Below are 21,390 nucleotides of genomic sequence, written 5' to 3'. Positions count from 1 at the left end.
ATGCCGAACGTCGTCGTCGTTGGAGCGCAGTGGGGAGATGAGGGCAAGGGCAAGGTCGTCGACCTGCTCACGGAGCACGCCCAGGTGGTGGTGCGTTTCCAGGGTGGCAACAACGCGGGCCATACCCTGGTGGTGGGCGGGCAGAAGACGGTGTTGCACCTGATCCCCTCGGGCATCCTGCACCCGGGCAAGACCTGCGTGATTGGCAACGGGGTGGTGGTGGATCCGGCGGTGCTCGTCGGGGAGATCGACGCGCTCAAGACGCGCGGCTTCCTGAAGGATGACGCGCACCTGCTCATCTCGGACAACGCGCACGTCATCTTCCCGTGGCACAAGCTGCTGGACACCTACCGGGAGAAGGCTCGCGGGGGCAGCGCCATCGGCACCACGGGGCGCGGCATCGGCCCGGCCTACGAGGACAAGGTGGCCCGCCGCGGTATCCGCGTGAGGGATCTCCTCCAGCCCGCGCGACTGCAGAAGCGCATCGAGGAGCGGCTGCCGGTGGCGTTGGAGGAGCTGCGCGAGCTGTGCCGGCAGGCGAACGAGGCGGTGCCGACGCTGGACGTCGCCACGCTGGCCTCGGACTTCTCCGCGCTGGGCGAGCGGCTGCGGCCCCATGTGGGAGACGCCTCGCTGTTCCTGGCGGGGCAGGTGGCGCGCGGCGCGCGAATCCTCTTCGAGGGCGCGCAGGGCACGCTGCTGGACGTGGACCACGGCACCTACCCGTACGTCACCAGCTCCAACTGCGTGGCGGGCAACGCGGCGGTGGGCTCGGGGCTGGGCCCCACGGCCATCGACAAGGTGATGGGCATCAGCAAGGCCTACACCACGCGCGTGGGCGGCGGCCCGTTCCCCACGGAGCTGACCGACGCGCTGGGCGACCAGCTGCGCAAGGTGGGAGACGAGTTCGGCGCGACGACGGGGCGCCCGCGGCGCTGCGGCTGGCTGGACGGCGTGGTGCTGCGCTACGCGGTGCGCGTCAACGGCCTGGGCAGCCTGGCGCTGACGAAGATGGATGTGCTGTCCGGCATCAAGTCGCTGCAGCTCTGCAACGCGTACGAGCTGGACGGCCAGCGCATCACCGAGCTGCCGGGAGACTACGAGGACCTGGGACGCGTGAAGCCCATCTACGAGACGATGCCGGGCTGGGACGAGAAGCTCGCGGGGGTGCGCACCTTCGATGAGCTGCCCGAGAACGCCAAGCGTTACGTGCGTCGCGTGGAGGAGATCTCCGGCGTGCCGGTGACGTGCATCTCCGTGGGCGCGGATCGCGGCGAGACGGTGCTGCTCCAGAACCCATTCCGCGGCTGACAGGGGGCTGTCATGGTGGCTCGTTGGATCCTCATCGCTTGTGCGACGGCGCTGATGGGCGCGGCGACGCCATCGGCTCCTGCCAAGGCGGCGTTCGAGCAGGGCGAGAAGGCGCTCGCGGCCAACAAGCTGGACCAGGCCGCCGCCGCCTACCGCAAGGCGCTCCAGGAGACGCCGAACTGGGCCCCGGCGCTCAACGGGCTGGGCAGCACCCTCTTCAAGAAGGGCCAGTCGGCGGAGGCCACCGCGCTGTTCAAGTCCGCCACCGAGGCGGACCCGGACTTCAAGCTGGCCTGGTTCAACCTGGGCTACGCCTCGCGCAAGGCGTCGGACTTCACCACCGCGGCGCGGGCCTACGAGCGCTACACCCAGCTCGATCCAAATGATCCGGATGGCTTCTATGGGCTCGGCGAGAGCTACCGCCAGCTCGGCGAGAGCGCCAAGGCCATCACCGCGTACGAGACCTACGTGGCGCGCGAGAAGCGCCCCAGTGAGCAGAAGTGGGTGGAGAGGGCACGTGAGCAGGCAGTGGCCCTGCGCGCGCAGGTGGGAATGCCGGCCGCGACGGCACCGGCGCCCGCCGCGACGCCCACCCCGGCACCCCAAGCTCCCGTGGCACCCGTGGCACCCGTGGCTCCTGTGGCTCCCGCGGTCGTCCAGGCCTCGCCGGGCGTGACGCCCAACACGAACCTCTCCATCACCCGCGGGCGGGATGGCGATGCCCTCATGAAGGAGCGCCGCTACCGCGAGGCGACGTTTGCCTACCTGGACGCGACGCACGCGGATCCGGGCAACGTGGAGGCGCTGTTCAAGCTGGGCAACGCGGAGGCGGTGCTGGGCTACTACGCGCGGGCCATCGAGCACTGGAACCGTGTGGCGCAGCTCACCCCGGATGCCGCCATCCGCCAGAGCGCGCAGGACAACGTGGCCAAGGCCCAGGCCCGGCTGGCGCAGCAGGGTGGCTCTCCGCAGGCGCAGGGCGTGGCGCCGGGCTTCGGCCCGGTGGCGGAGACGACGCGCGCCCAGGCCCGCCGCGCCTACGAGCAGGGCGTGCAGCGCATCCAGGCCCGGGACTACGCGGGGGCGCTCCAGAGCCTCACCCAGGCCATCCAGCTCGAGCCGACGCTCTCGGTGGCCTACACCGCCCGGGGCAGCGCCTACATCGGCCTGCGGCGCTATGCCGAGGCCGCGCTGGACTACGAGTACTCCCTGCGTCTGGCGCCGGAGATGGCCTCCCCACTCTATGGGTTGGGAGAGGCGTACCGGATGCTGGGCCGCAACGCGGAGGCGCGTACCAGCTACGAGCGCTATGCCACCTCCACCGCGCGGGACGTACGAGCGGACCTGCAGGCCGAGGCACGCCAGACCGCCGAGCGCCTGCGTTAAGCCACAGCGAAATTCCCGGCGATCCGGTGGCGCATGTCACCCCGGGTGCTTAGCGTGTCCTTATGGACGGGCACGACTCCGCATCGGGTACTCGGCAGGTTTTTCGTCCTCGGCGTGTCCTGGCGGCGCTGATGGCAGCCGCCGGTATCCTCTGGGTGACAGTGCTGGTGTACCTGTTGCTGAGCTTCGATGACGTTCCGGCGAAGACCTTCTTCGCGGTGATCTTCTTCGTCGTCTTCTTTGGCGTATCGCTGACGTACTACGCGCGCACCCGCATCGTGGTGGATGCGCGGGGCATCACCTATCGGGGCATGGTTCGCACCCGGCGTTTCTCCTTCAAGGAGATCCACAAGGTGGACGTCCTGCCCGGCCCGGTGACGGTCTACGCCATCCGGACCAACGGCGGCTTCGTCAACTTCACGAGCTTCTTCCAGCACCATCGGCGGCTGGCGGCGCTGCTGGTGGAGCGCGCGGGGCTCTCGCCGATGGTCTCCTGAGGCTTCAGCCCACCAGGGCGTAGGTGACGAGCACGCCCGCGAGGGCAGTTGCCGCGCCGAGCCCGATGAACCACCACTCTCCCCGAGGCGTGGGTTCGGGCTCCACCGCGGGCGCCTCCAAGGCCGGTTCGGGAAGCAGAGCGGGCTCCTCTACTTCCACGGGAGCCTGGAAGCGCAGGATCGTCTTCCCCAACTCGATGACGTCCCCCTCCGCGAGATCGGCGGAGCCCTTCACCCGCTGGCCATTGCGGAAGACCCCATTGGGGCTGCCCAGGTCCAGGACGGTGAACGTGGTGCCTTGGCGGAGGATGCGCGCGTGGGAGCGCGAGACGGCGCGGTCGCGCAGGCGGAAGTCCACGCCCGTCCCGCGGCCCAGGTCCGTCTGGGCCTCGGCCAGGACGAAGGTGCGGCCCACGTCCAGTCCGGTGAGACAGGTCAGGGTGGCGGCGCGCGAGGAGGACAGGTCCGCGCCATCGGTGAGCAGGTTCTTGAGCACGGCCATGGTGCCCACGCCGCGCTCGCCACTGTGAGGGGCCTGGAGGACCTTGAGGCGCATCTGCTCGGGCAGCCCCACCACCTCTCCTGGGAGCACCAGCCGAGGAACGCCACGGGGCACGTGTACATCGTTGACGGTGAAGTTCTGCGCGGCGGCCACCGTGAGCCGGACGCCCTCGATGCACAGGGACAGGAAGCCCGGAGGAAGGCCCTCCAGCCGCACCTGGTCCTCGGCGCCCCCTCCAAGCAGGTGCTGTCCTTCCGCGAGTTCAAAAGGAGTGGTGGTGCCCAGGTGCTCGAATTCGAAGCGCATGGCCAGCAGCCAGAGCAATCGGGATGCCGGCTCTCCAGCCCACGACTTTCAAGGGGTTACGGGGCGCTCCCCAGCACGCTCCGCACGGACCATCCACGGGCGTGGACGGACCGTCTCCGCCGCGAGACGGTGGGACTCAGCGGCGGGAACCCAGGGATTCCCGAGTGCCCTGCTAGATTCCCCGGCCCGATGCACCTTGCCCGCCCGTTCCTCTCTCTTCTGCTAGCGCTGACCCTGGGCCTCGTCGCCTGTCGTGACGAACAGGCCGGACCTCGGCCGCGCACCCAGCGCCTGCCACCCCCCACGCAGCTGCGCACCTTGGACGCCGCGCCAGCGGAGCTCACGTTCCGCAGCGGGGCCACCTTGGGTGGAGGAGCGGTGGTGTACCTGGGCTCCCAGGTGACACCCGCGCAGGCCGCGCCCGGCCAACCCGTGCGACTGGCGCACTACTTCCAGGCGCAGCGCGCGCCGCCCCAGGGCTACAGCTTCTTCGCTCATGTCATCGATGCGGCCACCGGGCAGATGCTCATGAACGCCGACCACGAGATTCAGGACGGCATGGCGCCGCTCGCCTCGTGGCCCGTGGGCAAGGTCATCGAGGATGTCCACACCGTGTCGATGCCGGGAGGACCCAGCCGGGTGGTGCTCGGCTTCTGGAGGGGAGATGAGCGCCTCGCCGTGGACGACCCGCGAGCCCAGGACGGCCAGAACCGAATGCTGGGGCCGACGCTGGGCAGTGCCCCCGAGCTACCGGAGTACAAAGTCTCCCGTGCGACGAAGCCGCCAGTCCTCGACGGGGAGCTCGGCGATGAAGCCTGGAAGACGGCCCCGTCGGTGGTGCTGCGCGGCAGCTTCGACGGACAGCCTGCCTCGCTGCGCACCGAGGCGCGGTTGCTCTACGACGACGCGAACCTCTACGTGGCCTTCGCGGTGGTGGACCCGGACGTCTGGGGCACGCTGCGCAAGCGAGACGACCCCATCTACGAGCAGGAGGTGGTGGAGATCTTCCTCGACGCCAACGCGGACGGGCGGACGTACAACGAGCTGCAGGTCTCTCCGCACAACGTCATCTTCGACGCGTACTTCCCGGCCCGGCGCCAGGGAATGGACACGGGCTGGGACTCGGGGATGAAGACGGCGGTGAAGGTGCGAGGGACGCTCGACGACCCCTCCGACCGGGACGACGGCTGGACGGTGGAGATGCAGATCCCCTTCGCCCGGCTGGCGGAGGTGCCCAACGTGCCGCCGAAGAAGGGAGACCGCTGGCGCTTCAACCTGTACCGGCTGGAGCACGTCGAGCGAAGGAACGTGGAAGGACAGGCCTTCTCCCCGCTCTTCATCGGAGATTTCCACGCACTGCCGCGCTTCGGCTGGCTCGCCTTCGAGTAGGGCGAGCGCGCTCCGGGCTACGCGTGCGGAGAGATCTCCCAATGAGAGTCCGCGACGGAGCGCTCGGTGGGATCGCCCAGGAAGCGGAGGAAGCCGCGCAGCTCCAGGGTGTCGATGAGCTCCTCGGCCTCCAGCTCGGAGAAGCCCTTTCGCTCCACGAGGATGTCGCGCATCAGCGATTTGCCACGAAGGTAGCCAACAGGCTCTCCAGGTCCGAGCGAGGCCTTGAGTTCCGCGGTGAGCTGCCTCAGGTCGAGATCGTCTGAAATCATCTCCTCAAGGGTGGGGATGGTGGGCGAGCGGGGCAACTGGGGGGCCAGTGTGAGGCTCCTCGCGCGGAAGGAACCCATGCAGGCGGACATCCTTGCCGTCGCTCTCCAGGGTGACGGCACCGTTCAGATCCGTTCGGAAGCACTCACTCCCCAGCGCTCGATACCGCTCCACGACCTCCGGGTGGGGGAAGCCGAAGCGGTTGCGGCGGCCGACACAGAAGACGACATACCGAGGGCGGGTCCGCGCCAGGAACGGCTCGGTGGAGGAGGTCCGCGAGCCGTGGTGGGGCGCCTTGAGCACCGTCACCGGCCCCACGCGATCGAGCAGCAACTCCTCGCCCGCTTCTTCCACGTCCCCTGTGAGCAGCACGGTGACGTCCCCGTGACGCAGGAGCACCACCACGCTTCGGTCATTCACGCCCTCGATCAGCTCCCGATCCTCGGGCAGCGGAGGCCCCAGCACCTCCAGGGTCGCCTCGCCGAGCACGAAGGCGGGTGAGCCCACCTGGACCTCCTCCACCTTGGCGCCCTGGGCCGCGGCGATGAGCTGTCGAGACAGGGGCCCGTCCGTGCTGCCGGCGGGGAGCCACAGTCGCTCCGTGCGCACCTGTCCCAGCGTGGAGATCAACCCGAGTGCGTGATCCGGGTGGGGGTGGGAGAGGATGGTGAGCGCCAGACGGTCGATGCGTTCGTGGCGCAAGAAGGGGAGGACGAAGCGGGTGCCCGTGTCTCCTCCCTGAGGAACGCCACCTCCGTCCACGAGCGCGTGCTGCCCGCGTGAGCTGAGGACCACCGCGTCTCCCTGGCCCACGGAGAGGAAGGTGATGCGCAGGGGCGCCTGGGGCGTGAGCCACGGTGCGAGGAGCGCCACCGCCACGGCCAGGGGCGTGAGCACGCCCCCCAACCGCCACCGGCCGACCCCGAGCGCCCACGTCGCCAGCCCCAGGGCATAGAGCGCGGAGAGGCCCGCGCCGAAGGGAGGCAGCTCCACCGTGGCCAGCGGCACGGCTGCGAAGAAGCGGGTGAGGACCAGCAGCAGCTCCGAGGCCCAGGCGCCACCCCACAGCACCGGCGTGGCCAGCACCGGAGAGACGGTGAAGAGCGCCGCGCCCCCGGCGGCAAACCCGGTGAGCAGCCCGCACAGCGGCAGACAGACGATGTTGGAGACGAGCCCCGCCAGGCTCGCGCGGCCGAACGTGTTGGCCACGAGTGGCACACTCGCCACCGTCACCGCCGCGCTGGCACAGAAGGTCTCCAGGACGGTCTCCCGCGCGTTCCGGGCCATCCGCACCCATCGGCGCTCCTCGCCCGGCTCGGGGGGCGCGATGGGAAAGGCCCCTCGCAGCGCGGGCGTGAGCAGCAGCAGGCTCAACACGGCGAGGAAGGACAGCTGCAGCGACAGATCCGCGACGCTGGAGGGTGTCCAGATGACGAGCACGATCGCTGCGGCGGCAAGGCTGTTGAGCCCCTCCGCGCGCCGCCACAGGGCCAGGCCCAGCAGCACCACGGTGGCCATCACCGCCGAGCGCACTGCGGGAGTCTGGTTGCCGGTGAACACGACATAGGCCCAGACGAAGGGCACCGAGGCGGGCGCGGCGACCCGGCGCGCATCCATCCCCCGGAAGCGCGCGCCTACGCGAACGAGCAAGCGCCTGAGCAAGGCAAGTGTCATCAGCGCGAGCGCCGCTACATGCAACCCACTCACGCTGAGCACATGGGCCAGCCCGCTGCGAGAGAACGCCTCCTCCAACGCATCATCCAGCGAAGCCCGCTGTCCCGCCGCGAGCGTGAGGAACAGCGCGGCGGAGTCCTCCGAAGGAGCCACCTTCCGCACGGCGTCCGAGAGTCCCTGCTGGGTCCTCGCCACATACCGCCGCCATGCGGGAGCAGGGGAGAGCACCAGCAGCCTTCCCGCCATGACACTCCCACTGAAGACCACCGCCTGTCGTCGCCGCGCCGCCGCGAAGTTCTTCTCACCAGGGTTGGAGGGAGGCTCCAGGGGCTGGAGCTTGGCTTCCACCCGCACCCGCTGATCCGGCAGCAGCGAGGGCCCGCCGCGCAGATACACACTCGCGCGGAACCGCGCCGGGACAGTGGAGTGCGCCGTGCGCCCAGCCCGCGCCACGGCGAGCTGCAGGCGCGTGGAGTCCTCGAACGGATCCACCCGCTCTACCACCCCCTCGAGTACGGCAGGGCCCCCTTGCGCCAGCTCGGGAGGCACCTCCACGCGGCCCTCGAGTCCAGAGAGCCCCGCGCCCATGGCTCCCAGCGCGAACAACACCCCGAGATGGACACCAGGCAGGCGAGCAAGCGCCAGGCCGGCCGTACCCAGGAGAGCCGCGATGATCAGGAATTTCCCGCTGAGGGTGCCCGTTCCTTCGGCGCTAGCAGTAGCGCCAAGCATCACACTCAGTGCAGGAAAGAATAGAGGTCGCGAGCCGAGGTCGCGCCACGCATATCGATCCACACCCCACCCCGCCCGTCCTGTCCCCAGCACCCCACCCACAGCGGAGGGGGGCACACACGAAATCCGACACCGTAGTCGGCTCGTTCAGGAGCGGTCAAGGTCTCGGCAGGGGAAATGTTGCTGATTGGTGTGGTTTGTGGTAGTCATGCCGTGCTTCGTGGCCGGAGCCGGATCATTCAAGGAGGCGGTAACGAGTGCAGACCAGCTTCAAGACTGGTGACAAGGCGGTTTACCCCGGACAGGGTGTAGGCGAGGTGATGGGCATCGAGCACACCGAGGTGGCCGGGCAGCGCCAGTCCTTCTATGTGCTGCGCATCCTGGAGAACGGGATGCGGATCATGATCCCAATCAACAAGGTCGGCTCGGTTGGCCTTCGCGAGATCATCAGCGAGGAGGACGTCAAGCAGGTCTACTCCATCCTCAAGGAGAAGGACATCTCGGTCGACTCCACCACGTGGAACCGTCGCTACCGGGAGTACATGGAGAAGATCAAGACGGGCTCCGTCTTCGAGATCGCCGAGGTGCTGCGTGACCTCTACCTCCTGAAGGGCGACAAGGACCTCTCGTTCGGTGAGCGCAAGATGCTGGACACGGCGCGCTCGCTGCTCATCAAGGAGCTGTCGCTGGCCAAGGACTGCTCCGAGGAAGAGATCGAGTCGGACCTGAAGAAGATCTTCAACATCGCCGCCTAGCACGCACCGCGCCGCTGGCGCATGCTCCGCCCCGGGCTCCCCTCGAGGAACCCGGGGCTTTTTCATGTCCGAAGAACAGCGCATTCGGGAGGAGCGGGAGCAGCGCATCGCGGAGCTGGAGGCCCGGCAGGCCCGGCGCTCGCGCAGCCCGGTGAAGCTGCCGGTGGCGCTGGTGGCCATCGGGGTGAGCGTGGCGCTCTTGTGGATGCAGCGGCTCGAGCTGCTCTACTTCTTCACGCCGCGCACGCCGCTGTCGCTGGGGGCGGAGGGGGACTATCGCTACGAGGCGCTGGTCTCCAACCGTTACGCCCAACTCCACGGCATCCCCACCACGCACGGCGCCTACGAGCGGGATGGGAGCGCCATCTACGTGCTGGTGGGGCTCAAGGAGTCCCCGTTCGTGGTGCGCCGCCCGGTGCTGCCGGGGGAGGACTGGGTGCAGGGCAAGCCCCCGCCGCAGCCGGATCAACGGCCCTTCGCGGTGCGGGGGAGGCTCCTGGTGGAGGAGGATTCGCCGCGCTACCAGGAGGCGTTCGCGCTGCTGCGCTCGAAGGGCGAGGTGCAGCCGGTGGCGGGGCGGCTGTGGATCGTCATCGAAGGGCAGCGGCCGTGGGAGGACTGGGGGCGGGTGCTGGTGGCGCTGGTCCTGGTGCTCTTCATCGGCGCCAATGGGCTGTTCCTTGCCCGAGGCCTACGCCAGGTGGCCTCTCGTCGCCAGCGCGGCCCTCACCAGTAACGGCGGGGAGGCGCGACGGGAGGGGGCGGGGCGACGACCGCCTCGAGCATGCCGCACGCCAGCAGCCGCTCGACGGCCGCTTTGACCTCCTTGGCTGTGGTGCCGCAGCCGTCGAGGTTGCGTGTAGCTTCCGGGAGCGTCCGATCTCCCTCGCTGAACTCCACGAGGAAGAGCCCATCCTCGGCGGTGAGGTTGAAAGGGACTCCCCACGCGGCGCGAGCCGCGTCGAACTGGGCACGCCCCGAGCCCGAGCGGGCCTTCTCGAGCATGAGCTTGTACTCCGTCACGGCCTCGGTGCCCTTCTGGGAGAGCCGGAACTTCTGCGAACGTCCGAAGCGAATCTTCTCCGGGGTCTCGTCGCTCAAGCCACACCTCCGAGGGCAGGTTGCCCCATCCGCTTGAGCCAGCGCACCTGACTCTTCAGTGCCGCGCCCACGCTGTGCCGCGTCCGGTAGCGTACGCCGAGCTCCTGACAGGTCTCTTCGAGCCGCGCCTTGAGATTTTGATGAAAGGGCCCAGCCTCCAGGAACTTCGCCTTCGTTGCTTGCGACAACGTCCACCCGCTCTCACGCCACCGAGGATGCCACCGCTGGAGCCTGGACCCGCGCAGGGCCCATGCCCGCCGCTGCCATCCTCTGTTCAGTGACGCAGGGGTCGTACCACGATGCCTCGGCCGAAAGGAGGCCGGCGACCCCGAACCTGGACAGTGGGTCGCGAAGCTTCATTCCCCGGGAGCTACGGTTGCCCGCCGAGCTGCTGAAGCTCCTTTTTGGCTCGCGCGTTGGACGGGTCGTACTTCAGCGCCGTCTTGAACGACTCTCGGGCGGCGCCCGTGTCCCCGGCTTTCTGCTGGTCCACCCCCGTCAGGGTGTGGAGGTGGCCCAGTTGCTTGCGGAGCTTGCGACCCTGGACGCTCCAGCCCTGGGACAGCTCCTGATCCACGGCGAGGGCGGCGGAGAGGTGCCGCAGGGCGCTGGCGGTGTCCCGAGCGTTGAGGGCCTTCTGGCCCGCCTCCTGCGCGCTCTGGAAGTCGGTGATGCGCGAGGCGAGTGACTCGAGCTGGGCGCTCCGGGCAAGGCTCAGCGCCGTGGCCACGTCTCCCTTCTCATAGAGGGAGATGACGTCCGCGCGCTCCTCTCCAGCGGAGGACTTGGTGCCCTGGGCGCTGGAGCGGGAACCCGACTCCTTCCGGGAGGCGGCGGACTTCGCGCTGATCGACGAGGCGCGGGGGCCCGAGGCCTTGGCGCTGGAAGGCGGTACGATCGGCCTGGCGGCGCGAGATTCTTCTTCGGTCGCACTCGCCGCGCGCTCTTCCTCCGTGGCGGAGGGGGGCGGGACGTAAGCGCCCGACGCACTGTCCGTGGAAGCAGTGCCCTCCGATTCCGGAGAGGTGATCTTCAGGAAGGCGAGGGTGAGCAGGGCCGCCACCGCCGAGCCCACGGCGGCCGCCACGAGCGCCACGCGCGTGAGGCTCATGGCCATGCGCGCGGGCTTCTTGTGGACCGGCAGCGCGGTCAGCGGCACCTTGTCCGACGAGCTGCCCGGCCCCCGCAGCTTCATCAGAGCGTTTCCCAGGGAGATCTCATCCCCGACGCGGATATCGGTATCTCCGGTGAGCTTCACCCGGTTGACGAACGTGCCGTTCTGGCTGCCCAGATCCCGGAGCACGAAGCGCTCGCCCTGCCGCATGAGCTGCGCATGGCGGCGGCTGATGGACGGGTGCTGGAGGCGCAAGTCACACGCCGACGCGCGACCGATGACGAGCGGCCCCTGCTTGACCGGGATGAGCTGGCCCAGGCCGGGGCCGCGCTCCACATAGAGGAAGGCGGGCGAGTGGCCGGGATCCGAGTACTCGTTGGCATCGAACCGGGTGGAGAGCTCGCGGTCCCCCCGGGCATCCCGCCCAGCGCCCGCGCGGCGAGCGGACCGGCGAGGGCCCGCGGGGAACTGGGGCACGCGCTGCGGACGCGGATCATCCTCCTGCAGCGGCGCCACCTCGTCGTCGTCGAATGGCAGCTCCACCTCCTGCTTCTTGGGCGACGGCGCACCCGGAGGGCGGGGAGGGCGAGGCGGTCGCTTGGGGTTGGAGGGGGCCATTCCAAGAACCATTCTCCCAGATTGGTGGCTGACTGTGCCACCTTCAGGAGCCTAGAGTTGTTGCCGTCCGTTGACTGATGAGAGGAACCCTCGCCTTGGCGCAGCCGTCGATCACGCTCTTCAACACGCTGACGATGCAGAAAGAGCCCCTGGAGCCCACCGAACCGGGTGCTGTTCGCGTCTATGTCTGCGGTCCCACGGTCTACAGTTACATACATATCGGGAATGCTCGCACCTTCACCTCCTTCGATGTGGTGGTGAGGTATCTGAGGTATCGGGGCTTCCGGGTGACGTACGTGCGCAACTACACGGACGTCGACGACAAGATCATCAAGGCGGCGCACGAGACGGGGGAGGAGCCGGTGGCGCTGGCGTCCCGCTTCGTGGAGGCGTTCCGGGAGGACGCGCGGGCGCTGCACATGGTGGAGCCGGACGTCTCGCCGAAGGTGAGCGACCACATCCCGGAGATCATCTCCATCATCCAGAAGCTGGTGGACAAGGGCGTGGCGTACGAGTCCCAGGGGGACGTGTACTTCGCGGTGAGCCGCTATCCGGACTACGCGAAGCTGTCCAAGCGCAACCTGGATGACTTGAGGGCGGGCGAGCGAGTGCATCCCGGCGACCAGAAGCGCGAGCCGCTGGACTTCGCGCTTTGGAAGGCGGCCAAGCCGGGAGAGCCGTCGTGGGACAGCCCGTGGGGCAAGGGGCGACCGGGCTGGCACATCGAGTGCTCGGCGATGAGCGCGCGGTACCTGGGCGAGTCGTTCGACATCCACGGGGGCGCGCTGGATCTGATCTTCCCCCACCACGAGAACGAGATCGCCCAGAGCGAGGGCGCTAGCGGCAAGCAGTTCTCGAAGTACTGGATGCACTGCGGCTTCCTGGACATCGAAGGCGCGAAGATGTCGAAGTCGCTCGGCAACGTGGTGCGCCTGAGGGACGCGCTGACGAAGGTGGACGCGGAGGCGCTGCGCTTCTTCTTCCTGTCGACGCACTACCGGCACCCGCTGAACTTCGCGGACAAGGCGATCGCGGATGCCGAGTACCGCATGGAGTACTTCTACGAGACGCTGCGCAAGGTGGACGAGCGCGTGGCGGGCAAGGACTTCGGCAAGGGGCCGCTGCACGGCGAGCCGGGTCGCTTCCTCAAGGAGTTCGAGGCGGCGATGGACGACGACTTCAACGCTCCGAACGGACTCGCGGCGTTGTCGGGCCTGTTCGGGCTGATGAACGAGCTGACGGACAAGCCACCGGTCAAGGACAAGGCGTTGGTGGGCCGCACGCTGCAGGCGCTGCGGGAGGACGTGCGCAAGGTGTCGGGGGTGCTGGGGCTCTTCGAGGATGAGCCGGCGCAGTGGCTGCTTCGGCGGCGCGAGCGGGCGGTGCGGGAGCGAGGCATCGACGTGGCGGAGGTGGATCGGCTGATCGCCGAGCGCAACGAGGCCCGTAAGGCGAAGAACTTCGCGGAGGCGGACCGGCTGCGCACGGAGCTGAAGGCCAAGGGCGTGGAGATCATGGACACGGCGGCTGGCACCACGTGGAAGGTGGCGGCCCCTGCCACCGAGGCCGCCTGATTCGCCCATGATGCGCGCGTGGGCTCTGCTCCTCTGCCTGCTCTGCTTTCCGGCGTTGGCCCAGGGCGTGCCGCTCACCACCTCCTCGGAGAAGACGGCGGCACAGCTCATCGAAGCGCACGTGCTTCGGGGGCACGTGCGCTTCCTCTCGCATGATCTCCTGGAAGGACGAGGGCCGGGGACGCGGGGGGATGCGTTGGCGCAGACGTATATCGCCTCCCAGTTCGAGGTGCTCGGGTTGAAGCCGGCGGGCTCCGATGGGACGTACCTCCAGTCCTTCGAGCTCGTGGGCCTCAACGGTCACCCGGAGACGCTGGCGTTCAGCACTCCGTCGGGACGCGCCGAGCTGAAGTTCCACGAGGAGTTCATCGCCGTCGCCGGGGTGCAGGACTCCGAGGTTCGGCTGCAGGAGTCGGAGCTGGTCTTCGTGGGCTACGGCATCGTCGCCCCCGAGTACGGCTGGGACGACTTCAAGGGCATGGACCTGCGGGGCAAGACGCTCCTCATCCTCAACAGCGATCCGGAGGACGATCCGAACCTCTTCGCGGGCCGGACGCGGCTTCGGTACGGGCGTTGGGACTACAAGTACGAGCAGGCCGCGAAGGTGGGCGCCGCTGGCGCCATCATCCTCCACACCACGCCGAGCGCCGGCTATCCCTGGCAGGTGGTGCAGACCTCGTGGACGGGGGAGCAATTCGAGCTGCCCGCCACTTCGGGCTCGAGCCTCCAGGTGAAGGCATGGACCACGGAGGAGGCGACCCGGCGCGTCGTCCAACTGGGAGGGCAGAACCTGGACACGCTTCGGGCCGCGGCGCAGAAGCGGGAGTTCCGACCGGTGCCGCTGGGCGTGAAGGTCTCCACGCAGTTCCAGAACCAGGTGCGGCGTCGGCCCACCGCCAATGTTCTGGGCCTGTTGCCCGGAAGCGATCCCAGGCTGTCGCGCGAAGTCGTCCTCTACACCGCGCACCATGACCATTTGGGGATGAGGGACAACGCGAAGCCGGGCGAGGACGCCATCTACAACGGCGCCCTGGACAATGCCTCCGGCGTGGCGGCGATGCTCGCGGTGGCCCGGGCCTTCCAGGCCCTGCCCCAGCCGCCCCGTCGGTCCATCCTCTTCGCCGCGGTGGCCGCCGAGGAGCAGGGCCTGCTGGGTTCGCAGTACCTCGCCGAGCACCTGCCGATGCCTCCAGGCCGCATCGCCGCCAACATCAACATCGATGGGGCCAACATCCATGGCCGTACGCGGGATGTCACGGTCATCGGCCTGGGCAAGTCCAGCCTGGATGCCCTCATCACCGGGCTGGCGAAGGCGCAGGGCCGCGTCGTGAAGGCAGACCCGCTCTCCGACCGGGGGTTCTTCTACCGCTCGGACCAGTTCGCCTTCGCCAAGCGCGGTGTGCCGGCGGCGTACTTCGGCAGCGGCATGGACTTCATCGGCAAGCCAGAAGGGTGGGGCAAGCAGCAGCGCGAACTGTACGAGGTCCGCCGCTACCACCAGCCCTCCGATGAGCTGACCCCGGAGTGGGAGCTGAGCGGTGCGGTGGAGGACGTGCGCCTGTTCTTCCTCCTGGGCGCGCATGTGGCGCGGACCCCGGAGATGCCCCGCTGGAACAAGGGCGACGAGTTCGAACTCCCCCGGCAAGAGGCCTTGAAGGCCGTCCAGGAGCAGGAGGCAAGGGGGGCGAAGTAGCCCCGCCTCCGTCCGCTGGCGGGCAAGCGTGCAGGAAGAACCAGCCGGCCATGCGGCCCGGTGTTAAATCACCCGGTCATGCCGGACTTCCAGATCGTCAGTGACCACAAGCCCGAGGGAGACCAGCCGCGCGCCATCGCCGAGCTGACCGAGGGGCTTCTGCGCGGAGATCGCTACCAGACCCTGCTGGGCGTCACGGGGTCGGGCAAGACCTTCACCATGGCGAACGTCATCGCCAACGTACAGCGCCCCACGCTCATCATCGCGCACAACAAGACCCTGGCCGCCCAGCTCTATGGCGAGTTCAAGGAGGTCTTCCCGAACAACGCCGTCGAGTACTTCGTCTCGTACTACGACTATTACCAGCCCGAGGCGTACGTCCCCTCGTCGGACACCTTCATCGAGAAGGACTCGTCCATCAACGACGAGATCGAGCGGATGCGTCACTCGGCCACCCACAGCCTGCGCACGCGCGATGACGTCATCATCGTGGCCAGTGTGTCCTGTATCTACGGCCTGGGTGCGGCGCGCTCCTACGTGGATATGGCCATCAAGGTGGCCATGGGCGAGGACTTGGGCCGCGATGCGCTGATGCGCCGGCTGGTGGAGGCCCAGTATGAGCGCAACGACTTCGACTTCCACCGCGGCACCTTCCGCGCACGTGGCGACACGGTGGAGATCTTCCCCGCCTACGAGGAGGAGCGCGCCGTACGCGTCAGCTTCTTCGGCGACGAGGTGGAGAAGATCACCGAGTTCGACCCGCTGCGAGGTGTCACCCTGGGGTCGCTGGAGAAGATCGTCGTCTTCCCCGCCAGCCACTACGTGACCGAGGTGGACACCCGGAAGCGGGCCCTGCAGACCATCCGCGACGAGCTGTCCGAGCGGCTCCAGCTCTTCCGGAGCGAGGGCAAGCTGTTGGAGGCTCAGCGGCTGGAGCAGCGCACGATGTTCGATCTCGAGATGATCGAGCAGGTGGGCTTCTGCAACGGCATCGAGAACTACTCGCGCCACTTCTCGGGTCGCGCGCCCGGCGAACCGCCGCCGTGCCTCATCGACTATTTCCCGCGCAACATGCTCATCCTCATCGATGAGAGCCACCAGACGATCCCCCAGATCGGCGCCATGTACCGCGGCGACCGCTCGCGCAAGGAGACGCTGGTGGGGTACGGCTTCCGCCTGCCCAGCGCCCTGGACAACCGGCCGCTGAAGTTCAACGAGTTCGAGGAGATGGTGCAGCAGTCCGTCTTCGTCTCCGCCACCCCAGCCGAGTACGAGCTGCAGAAGAGCCGGGGCGTGGTGGTGGAGCAGATCATCCGCCCCACGGGCCTGACGGACCCGGAGGTGGAGGTGCGCCCCGCGGCCAACCAGGTGGACGACCTGCTGGAGGAGGTCCGTGTCCGCATCTCGCGCAAGGAGCGCGTGCTGGTGACGACGCTCACCAAGCGCATGGCGGAGGACCTCACCGAGTACTTCACCGACGTGGGCGTCAAGGTGCGTTACCTGCACTCGGACATCGGCGCCATTGAGCGCACGGCCATCATCCGGGACCTGCGCAAGGGCGTGTTCGACGTGCTGGTGGGCATCAACCTGCTGCGCGAGGGCCTCGACATCCCCGAGGTGTCGCTGGTGGGCATCCTCGACGCGGACAAGGAGGGCTTCCTGCGCAGCCACGTGTCGCTCATCCAGACCATCGGACGCGCGGCGCGAAACCTCCACGGCCACGTCATCATGTATTCGGATCAGATGACGGACTCGATGAAGCTGGCCATCGAGGAGACCAACCGCCGCCGGGAGATCCAGCGCAGCTACAACCAGAAGCACGGAATCACTCCGCGCTCGGTCAAGAGCGCGATCCTGGACTTGTCCGCGCAGTTCTACGACGCCGACCCCTCGGCCCTGCCCATGGCGGCCGACGCCGCCAACGATCTGCTCGAGCCCAAGGAGATCAAGCGCCTCATCGAGGAGTTCACCAAGGACATGCAGCGGGCCGCCGACGAGATGGAGTTCGAGAAGGCCGCCAGCTTCCGTGACCGGATCCTCCTGCTCAAGGACATGGACCTGGGTCTCAAGCCGCCCAGCCGTACGCTCCTGGCCGCTCCCATCAAGCCCGCCGAGGCCAAGGACGAGTCGATGAAGGGACGGCGAGGCCACCCGGCCAAGGGACGCAGGAAGCGCTAGGCACATCCATGGACGCCAAGCTTCAAGAGAAGCTCGACGCACTGCCCACCGAGCCCGGCGTGTACCTGATGAAGGACCGCCGGGGGCAGATCATCTACGTGGGCAAGGCCGTGAACCTGCGCAGCCGGGTGCGCTCGTACTTCAATCGCACCGGGGACACGCGCTTCTTCATCCCCCTGCTCGACACGATGTTGGGCGACATCGAGACGGTGCTCGTCCACAACGAGAAGGAGGCGCTGCTCCTCGAGAACGAGCTCATCAAGAAGCACAAGCCGCGCTTCAACGTGTTGCTCAAGGACGACAAGCAGTTCATCTCCTTGAGGCTCGACAAGACCCACCCGTACCCTCGGCTGGAGGTGGTGCGGAAGTACGACCGGGACGGAGCGCGCTACTTCGGCCCGTACTCGAGCGCGGGCGCCATCCGCGAGACGCTGCGGTTGATCAACCGCTACTTCCACCTGCGCACCTGCACGGACCACGTGCTGGCCAACCGCAAGCGGCCCTGTCTGCTGTACCAGATCGGCCGTTGCCCCGCGCCCTGTGTCTACCCGGTGGCTCCCGAGGAGTACCGCCGCAGCGTGGACGAGGTGGTGATGTTCCTGGAGGGCAAGGCAGGCGAGCTGGTGGACGGCATCAAGGGCCGCATGAAGCGGGCGGCGGGCGAGCTGAAGTTCGAGGAGGCCGCGCGCCTGCGCGACCAGCTCCTGGCCATCGAGCGCAGCCTGGAGCGCCAGAAGGTGGCCACCACCGACTTCAAGGATCAGGACGTGTTCGCCTTCCACCGCGAGGGCGACCGGATCCTCTTCTACGTCCTCTGGGTGCGGCAGGGCCGGCTCAACGGCGGACAGGCCTTCCCCTTCGGCAGCCAGGAGTTCCCCGACGAGGAGCTGCTGCCCTCCTTCGTGAACCTCTATTACGACCAGGGCAGCTTCGTGCCCGAGGAGGTGCTGCTGCCGCTGGAGCCCGAGAGCCTCGAGGCCCTGGAGTCGCTCCTGTCCGAGCGCAAGGGCCAGAAGGTGCGCGTGCTGGTGCCCAAGCGCGGCGAGAAGCACGAGCTGGTGCTCATGGCCGCCAAGAACGCCGAGCAGGCCTTCATCGAGCGCAAGCGCACCAAGGACGAGACGGACCAGGTGCTCTCCCGGCTCCAGCAGAAGCTCAACCTGCGCAACTTCCCGCGCCGCATGGAGTGCTACGACATCTCGCACTTCCAGGGCTCGAGCATCGTCGCCTCACAGGTGGCCGTCACCGACGGTGAGACGGACAAGTCGCGCTACCGCCGCTACAAGATCAAGACCCTGGAGAAGCAGGACGACTTCGCCAGCATGTACGAGGTGCTCAGCCGCCGGCTCAAACGAGGCCTGGAGGAGAAGGACCTGCCCGATCTGTTGGTCATCGACGGTGGCAAGGGCCAGCTCGCCAGCGCCCACGCGGCCATGAAGGACCTGGGCGTGGAGGGGGTGGACGTCGTCGGCCTGGCCAAGAGCCGCGATCAGGAAGTGTTCGACCGGGACGAAGAGAGCGCCCGCAGCCCTGAACGCCTTTTCGTCCTGGGTCGGAAGGACCCCATCGTCCTGCCGCAGAACTCCGCGGAGATCTTCATGCTCACCCGCATGCGGGACGAGGCGCACCGCTTCGCCATCACCTACCAGGCGAAGGACCTGCGCAAGAGCCGGATCCGTTCCGCCCTGGAGGACATCCCGGGTGTTGGCCAGACGCGTCGCAGGCTGTTGCTGCGTCACTTCGGATCACTCAAACGTGTGCAGGATGCGACGATCGAGGAGCTGGCCGAAGTGGTCGGTCCCTCGGTGGCCGAGCGGGTCCATGCCGCCCTCCATGGACATCCCGAGGAGGAGGAAGCAGACCCCGTGCGCGAGGCGTCGTTGGCTGACGCGGACGCCGATTCCGATGAAAAATCCACCGAAGGAGGGTCGCCAGCCGGCTCGGCATGATTAATTTTTCGCTCGGAAATTCAGTGCGAAAAGTGCGCCGGAGCCATGAGGTTCCAGGGGTTTTTCATTGCGGCGTGGCGCGACGCTGTTTTATAGCGATCGCGTTCGACGGCACGCAAAAGAGGGTGAGGGAGCGACACATGAGGCTCTATCCGAAGGTGATCCCGATCATCTCGCGCGAGTGCATCCAGATGTTGATGCAGGACGGGGATATCGAGGTGGAGCCGATGCGGGTGGCGGATGCCGAGATGGACCTGTCGGCGATCATGCGCGAGTACCTGGCGAATGAGGAGCGTGTGAACCAGGCGACGCGCGAGGCGCTGGAGCGTCGCGGGTACGACTACTCCAAGTTCAACCAGGTGAAGCGCGAGATGGCGGACGTTCGCGGCTTCAAGATGGGGGACGAGGGCATCGAGTACGTCATCAACCAGATGATCGAGTTCCTGCTGATCAGCCGGAACGTCGAAGAGGTCTTCGCCCCGGACAACGTCCTGCGCTCGAAGATCCACACGGTGATGAAGAAGCACCTCGATGTGGACGACGAGATCGACAAGGAGGCCCGCTCCCGCCTGAAGCACCTGCAAGAGGGCACCAGCGCCTTCGACATCGAGTACAACAAGACGGTCGAGCAGATTCGCCGCGCGCGGGGCCTGATCTAACGGGGCCTGCCATCCGTCAGCCCGCTGCCTACCTTGTGTGGAAGGGAGGCAGCGATGGCGGGTTCTCTGGTGAGCGTAGTAGTGGCGGGTCTCCTGGCTGCTCCGGCGGCGGGAGACTTTGCATTTGAAGGGCGCGAGGCCAGCGCCCGGACGCGTTCCTCGGTGGGCTTCTTCGCCCAGGGGACGGTGCCGTACCCCAACCAGTACGAGCGCGGTGTGGGCTCGGCGACATTGACCGCCGAGGACCGGCTGGTCGCGCCTGGGGCAACCTACGGAGACAAGGCCCGCCTGGATGCCCGCTTCCGTCTGGGCGCGAGCGAATACCAGGTCGAGCTCACCCAGGCCGGCTTCCCCCCCACTGAGGCCAGCGGCACGGCGCCTGCCAGCCAGCTCCCTCGCCCCGGTCATTCGGTGGAGGGTGGGGTCATTCTTGACCGGGAGCTGAACGGCTTCAGCGGCCTGGGGTGGCCGGCGGCGACCCAGGTCCATGCGGCGGTGGCCGTGTGGGGCGTGGGGCGCGTGCTGCTCAATGGGCAGGTGATCACGGACTCGGCGGTCATCCACGTTTCCGCGCTGTCCCATGGGGCCCAGGCCGACGATGACACCCACCTGCCGCTTCCTCAGGCTCGCGCGGGCGACACGGAGTTGCAGGTGCTCGTGTGGAACCTGCCGCTGAGCGTCGAGCCTCGGGGGTTCATCCAGTTCTCCTTCGACGATGTGGAGATCTCCCTCGCCGATCAGCCCGTGAAGGCCGTGGCCTCGGTGCCCAGCGAGCAGCTGGAGGCGGTGGATGCTCGCCGCACGGCGTCAGTGGGGGGCGCCATCACGGGGGGCACTCCGTTGTCGCCTCCCGCACGTCCTGGAGACGCGGTGGGCGGCAGTGGCTTCGATGCCTCGGCGCCGGCCGTGACGGGGTTGCCGGGTGGGCCGGTCACCCCGGTGAGCCCGGGGCTGCTCAGCGGGCCTGCCTCGCCGGACCCGCTCGTCGTGCCTGGGGTGGTCTTGAGGCCGACGGAGCCTCTGGCGGGAACGGTGACCACCGGTACGCCGGGTGTTTCCAATACGACGATTGCCGGTGCCGTGGGCAGCTCGGTGACGGTGGGGCCGGGGGCGGTGACGCCCGATACGATCAGCGGCACCTTCCCGACCATCGGCGCGCCCACGCCTGCCGCCAACATCTCGGGCCTCATGCCGGGGACTCCGGCTCCGGGTTCGGTGCAGGCCGAGCAGACGCCCATCCCTCCGGGAGCTCCGCCACCGGGAGGCCCCGCCGAGGCCGGCGTGGCGCTGGGGACGTCCGTCCCTCGCGTGTCGGCACAGGGGTCCTTCTCCGTGGTGCCGATCTCCCCGCCGAACTTCAGTGCTTTCGCGGGTACGCCGCAGATGAGCCCGGGCCTCATCGCCACCGTGCCGCCGCTGGGCTCGGATCCGACGACGCCCACGTCGGCGCTGCTGGGCTCGCCCGCGCCGCTCACCGCCGCGCCCGCGCCACCGCTGCTCGGGACGCCCGCACCCCTCAACGCCGCGCCCGCGCCCGCGCTGATCGGCACGCCGGCTCCCGTCAACGCGACGCCGGGGGCGACCACCGCTACGCCCGTGGCTCCTAGCGCGGGAGTTCCTGCGGGCACCGCCGTGACACCGCCAGGCAGCGCGGGTGTCCCGCCGTCCATCTGAAGTGGGTA

17 protein-coding genes are annotated in these 21,390 nt (G+C 68.3%); 12 read left to right on the top strand and 5 right to left on the bottom strand.

What is annotated here, in order from left to right; genetic code table 11:
* The 3 genes from SYV04_RS02665 to SYV04_RS02655 all read left to right on the top strand — a co-directional run bounded on the left by SYV04_RS02665 (window position 1) and on the right by SYV04_RS02655 (window position 3,194).
* Complete coding sequence (locus SYV04_RS02665; RefSeq protein WP_321543976.1) at window positions 1-1,311, top strand: adenylosuccinate synthase; 1,311 nt, start codon at window positions 1-3, stop codon at window positions 1,309-1,311.
* Between the two features lie 12 nt (window positions 1,312-1,323).
* The gene (locus SYV04_RS02660) at window positions 1,324-2,697 is read left to right on the top strand and encodes a tetratricopeptide repeat protein (RefSeq protein WP_321543975.1); all 1,374 of its coding nucleotides are present in this window, start codon (window positions 1,324-1,326) and stop codon (window positions 2,695-2,697) included.
* A 62-nt stretch (window positions 2,698-2,759) separates the two neighbouring features.
* Window positions 2,760-3,194 carry a PH domain-containing protein gene (locus SYV04_RS02655; protein ID WP_422723902.1) on the top strand — a complete coding sequence of 145 codons (435 nt, stop codon included), beginning with the start codon at window positions 2,760-2,762 and terminating at the stop codon, window positions 3,192-3,194.
* A gap of 4 nt (window positions 3,195-3,198) precedes the next feature.
* Here SYV04_RS02655 and SYV04_RS02650 read toward each other — a convergent pair whose 3' ends face one another.
* The gene (locus SYV04_RS02650) at window positions 3,199-4,002 is read right to left on the bottom strand and encodes an FHA domain-containing protein (RefSeq protein ID WP_321543973.1); all 804 of its coding nucleotides are present in this window, start codon (window positions 4,000-4,002) and stop codon (window positions 3,199-3,201) included.
* Between the two features lie 189 nt (window positions 4,003-4,191).
* Between SYV04_RS02650 and SYV04_RS02645 the strand changes: the two genes are divergently transcribed.
* The gene (locus tag SYV04_RS02645; RefSeq protein ID WP_321543972.1) at window positions 4,192-5,391 is read left to right on the top strand and encodes a carbohydrate-binding family 9-like protein; all 1,200 of its coding nucleotides are present in this window, start codon (window positions 4,192-4,194) and stop codon (window positions 5,389-5,391) included.
* Between the two features lie 17 nt (window positions 5,392-5,408).
* Here SYV04_RS02645 and SYV04_RS02640 read toward each other — a convergent pair whose 3' ends face one another.
* Together SYV04_RS02640 and SYV04_RS02635 are read right to left on the bottom strand one after the other, a co-directional pair.
* Complete coding sequence (locus tag SYV04_RS02640) at window positions 5,409-5,663, bottom strand: hypothetical protein (protein WP_321543971.1); 255 nt, start codon at window positions 5,661-5,663, stop codon at window positions 5,409-5,411.
* Between the two features lie 4 nt (window positions 5,664-5,667).
* Window positions 5,668-8,067 carry a DNA internalization-related competence protein ComEC/Rec2 gene (locus tag SYV04_RS02635; protein WP_422723901.1) on the bottom strand — a complete coding sequence of 800 codons (2,400 nt, stop codon included), beginning with the start codon at window positions 8,065-8,067 and terminating at the stop codon, window positions 5,668-5,670.
* Window positions 8,068-8,324: 257 nt separating this feature from the next.
* Between SYV04_RS02635 and SYV04_RS02630 the strand changes: the two genes are divergently transcribed.
* The gene (locus tag SYV04_RS02630; protein WP_224367340.1) at window positions 8,325-8,822 is read left to right on the top strand and encodes a CarD family transcriptional regulator; all 498 of its coding nucleotides are present in this window, start codon (window positions 8,325-8,327) and stop codon (window positions 8,820-8,822) included.
* A 64-nt stretch (window positions 8,823-8,886) separates the two neighbouring features.
* Window positions 8,887-9,558: a hypothetical protein gene (locus SYV04_RS02625; RefSeq protein ID WP_321543969.1), complete on the top strand. Its 672-nt coding sequence runs from the start codon at window positions 8,887-8,889 to the stop codon at window positions 9,556-9,558.
* Here the strand turns inward: SYV04_RS02625 and SYV04_RS02620 are convergent.
* Both SYV04_RS02620 and SYV04_RS02615 read right to left on the bottom strand, forming a co-directional pair.
* Window positions 9,549-9,923 carry a hypothetical protein gene (locus SYV04_RS02620; RefSeq protein WP_321543968.1) on the bottom strand — a complete coding sequence of 125 codons (375 nt, stop codon included), beginning with the start codon at window positions 9,921-9,923 and terminating at the stop codon, window positions 9,549-9,551. The two genes, SYV04_RS02625 and SYV04_RS02620, sit on opposite strands and share 10 nt — an antisense overlap.
* Window positions 9,924-10,293: 370 nt before the next feature.
* Window positions 10,294-11,655 (bottom strand): FHA domain-containing protein, encoded by a 1,362-nt coding sequence (locus SYV04_RS02615; RefSeq protein ID WP_321543967.1) that lies wholly within the window; start codon window positions 11,653-11,655, stop codon window positions 10,294-10,296.
* A gap of 95 nt (window positions 11,656-11,750) precedes the next feature.
* Between SYV04_RS02615 and cysS the strand changes: the two genes are divergently transcribed.
* The 6 genes from cysS (at window position 11,751) to SYV04_RS02585 (ending at window position 21,382) form a co-directional block, all read left to right on the top strand.
* Complete coding sequence (gene cysS / locus SYV04_RS02610) at window positions 11,751-13,229, top strand: cysteine--tRNA ligase (protein ID WP_321543966.1); 1,479 nt, start codon at window positions 11,751-11,753, stop codon at window positions 13,227-13,229.
* A gap of 7 nt (window positions 13,230-13,236) precedes the next feature.
* The gene (locus tag SYV04_RS02605; protein ID WP_321543965.1) at window positions 13,237-14,922 is read left to right on the top strand and encodes a M20/M25/M40 family metallo-hydrolase; all 1,686 of its coding nucleotides are present in this window, start codon (window positions 13,237-13,239) and stop codon (window positions 14,920-14,922) included.
* Between the two features lie 78 nt (window positions 14,923-15,000).
* Window positions 15,001-17,100 (top strand): excinuclease ABC subunit UvrB, encoded by a 2,100-nt coding sequence (gene uvrB, locus SYV04_RS02600; protein ID WP_321543964.1) that lies wholly within the window; start codon window positions 15,001-15,003, stop codon window positions 17,098-17,100.
* Window positions 17,101-17,108: 8 nt separating this feature from the next.
* Window positions 17,109-19,049, top strand: a complete 1,941-nt coding sequence (gene uvrC / locus SYV04_RS02595; RefSeq protein WP_321543963.1) for an excinuclease ABC subunit UvrC — start codon at window positions 17,109-17,111, stop codon at window positions 19,047-19,049.
* Window positions 19,050-19,189: 140 nt separating this feature from the next.
* Window positions 19,190-19,708, top strand: coding sequence for a DUF507 family protein (locus tag SYV04_RS02590; protein ID WP_321543962.1), 519 nt, complete (start codon window positions 19,190-19,192; stop codon window positions 19,706-19,708).
* A gap of 54 nt (window positions 19,709-19,762) precedes the next feature.
* Entirely contained in the window at window positions 19,763-21,382 is a 1,620-nt protein-coding gene (locus tag SYV04_RS02585) for an elastin (RefSeq protein ID WP_321543961.1), read from the top strand.
* The last annotated feature ends 8 nt before the right edge of the window (window positions 21,383-21,390 follow it).

The organism is Hyalangium ruber (assembly GCF_034259325.1).
GTDB lineage: Bacteria > Myxococcota > Myxococcia > Myxococcales > Myxococcaceae > Hyalangium_A > Hyalangium_A rubrum.
This window is presented reverse-complemented; position numbering and strand designations above follow the sequence as displayed.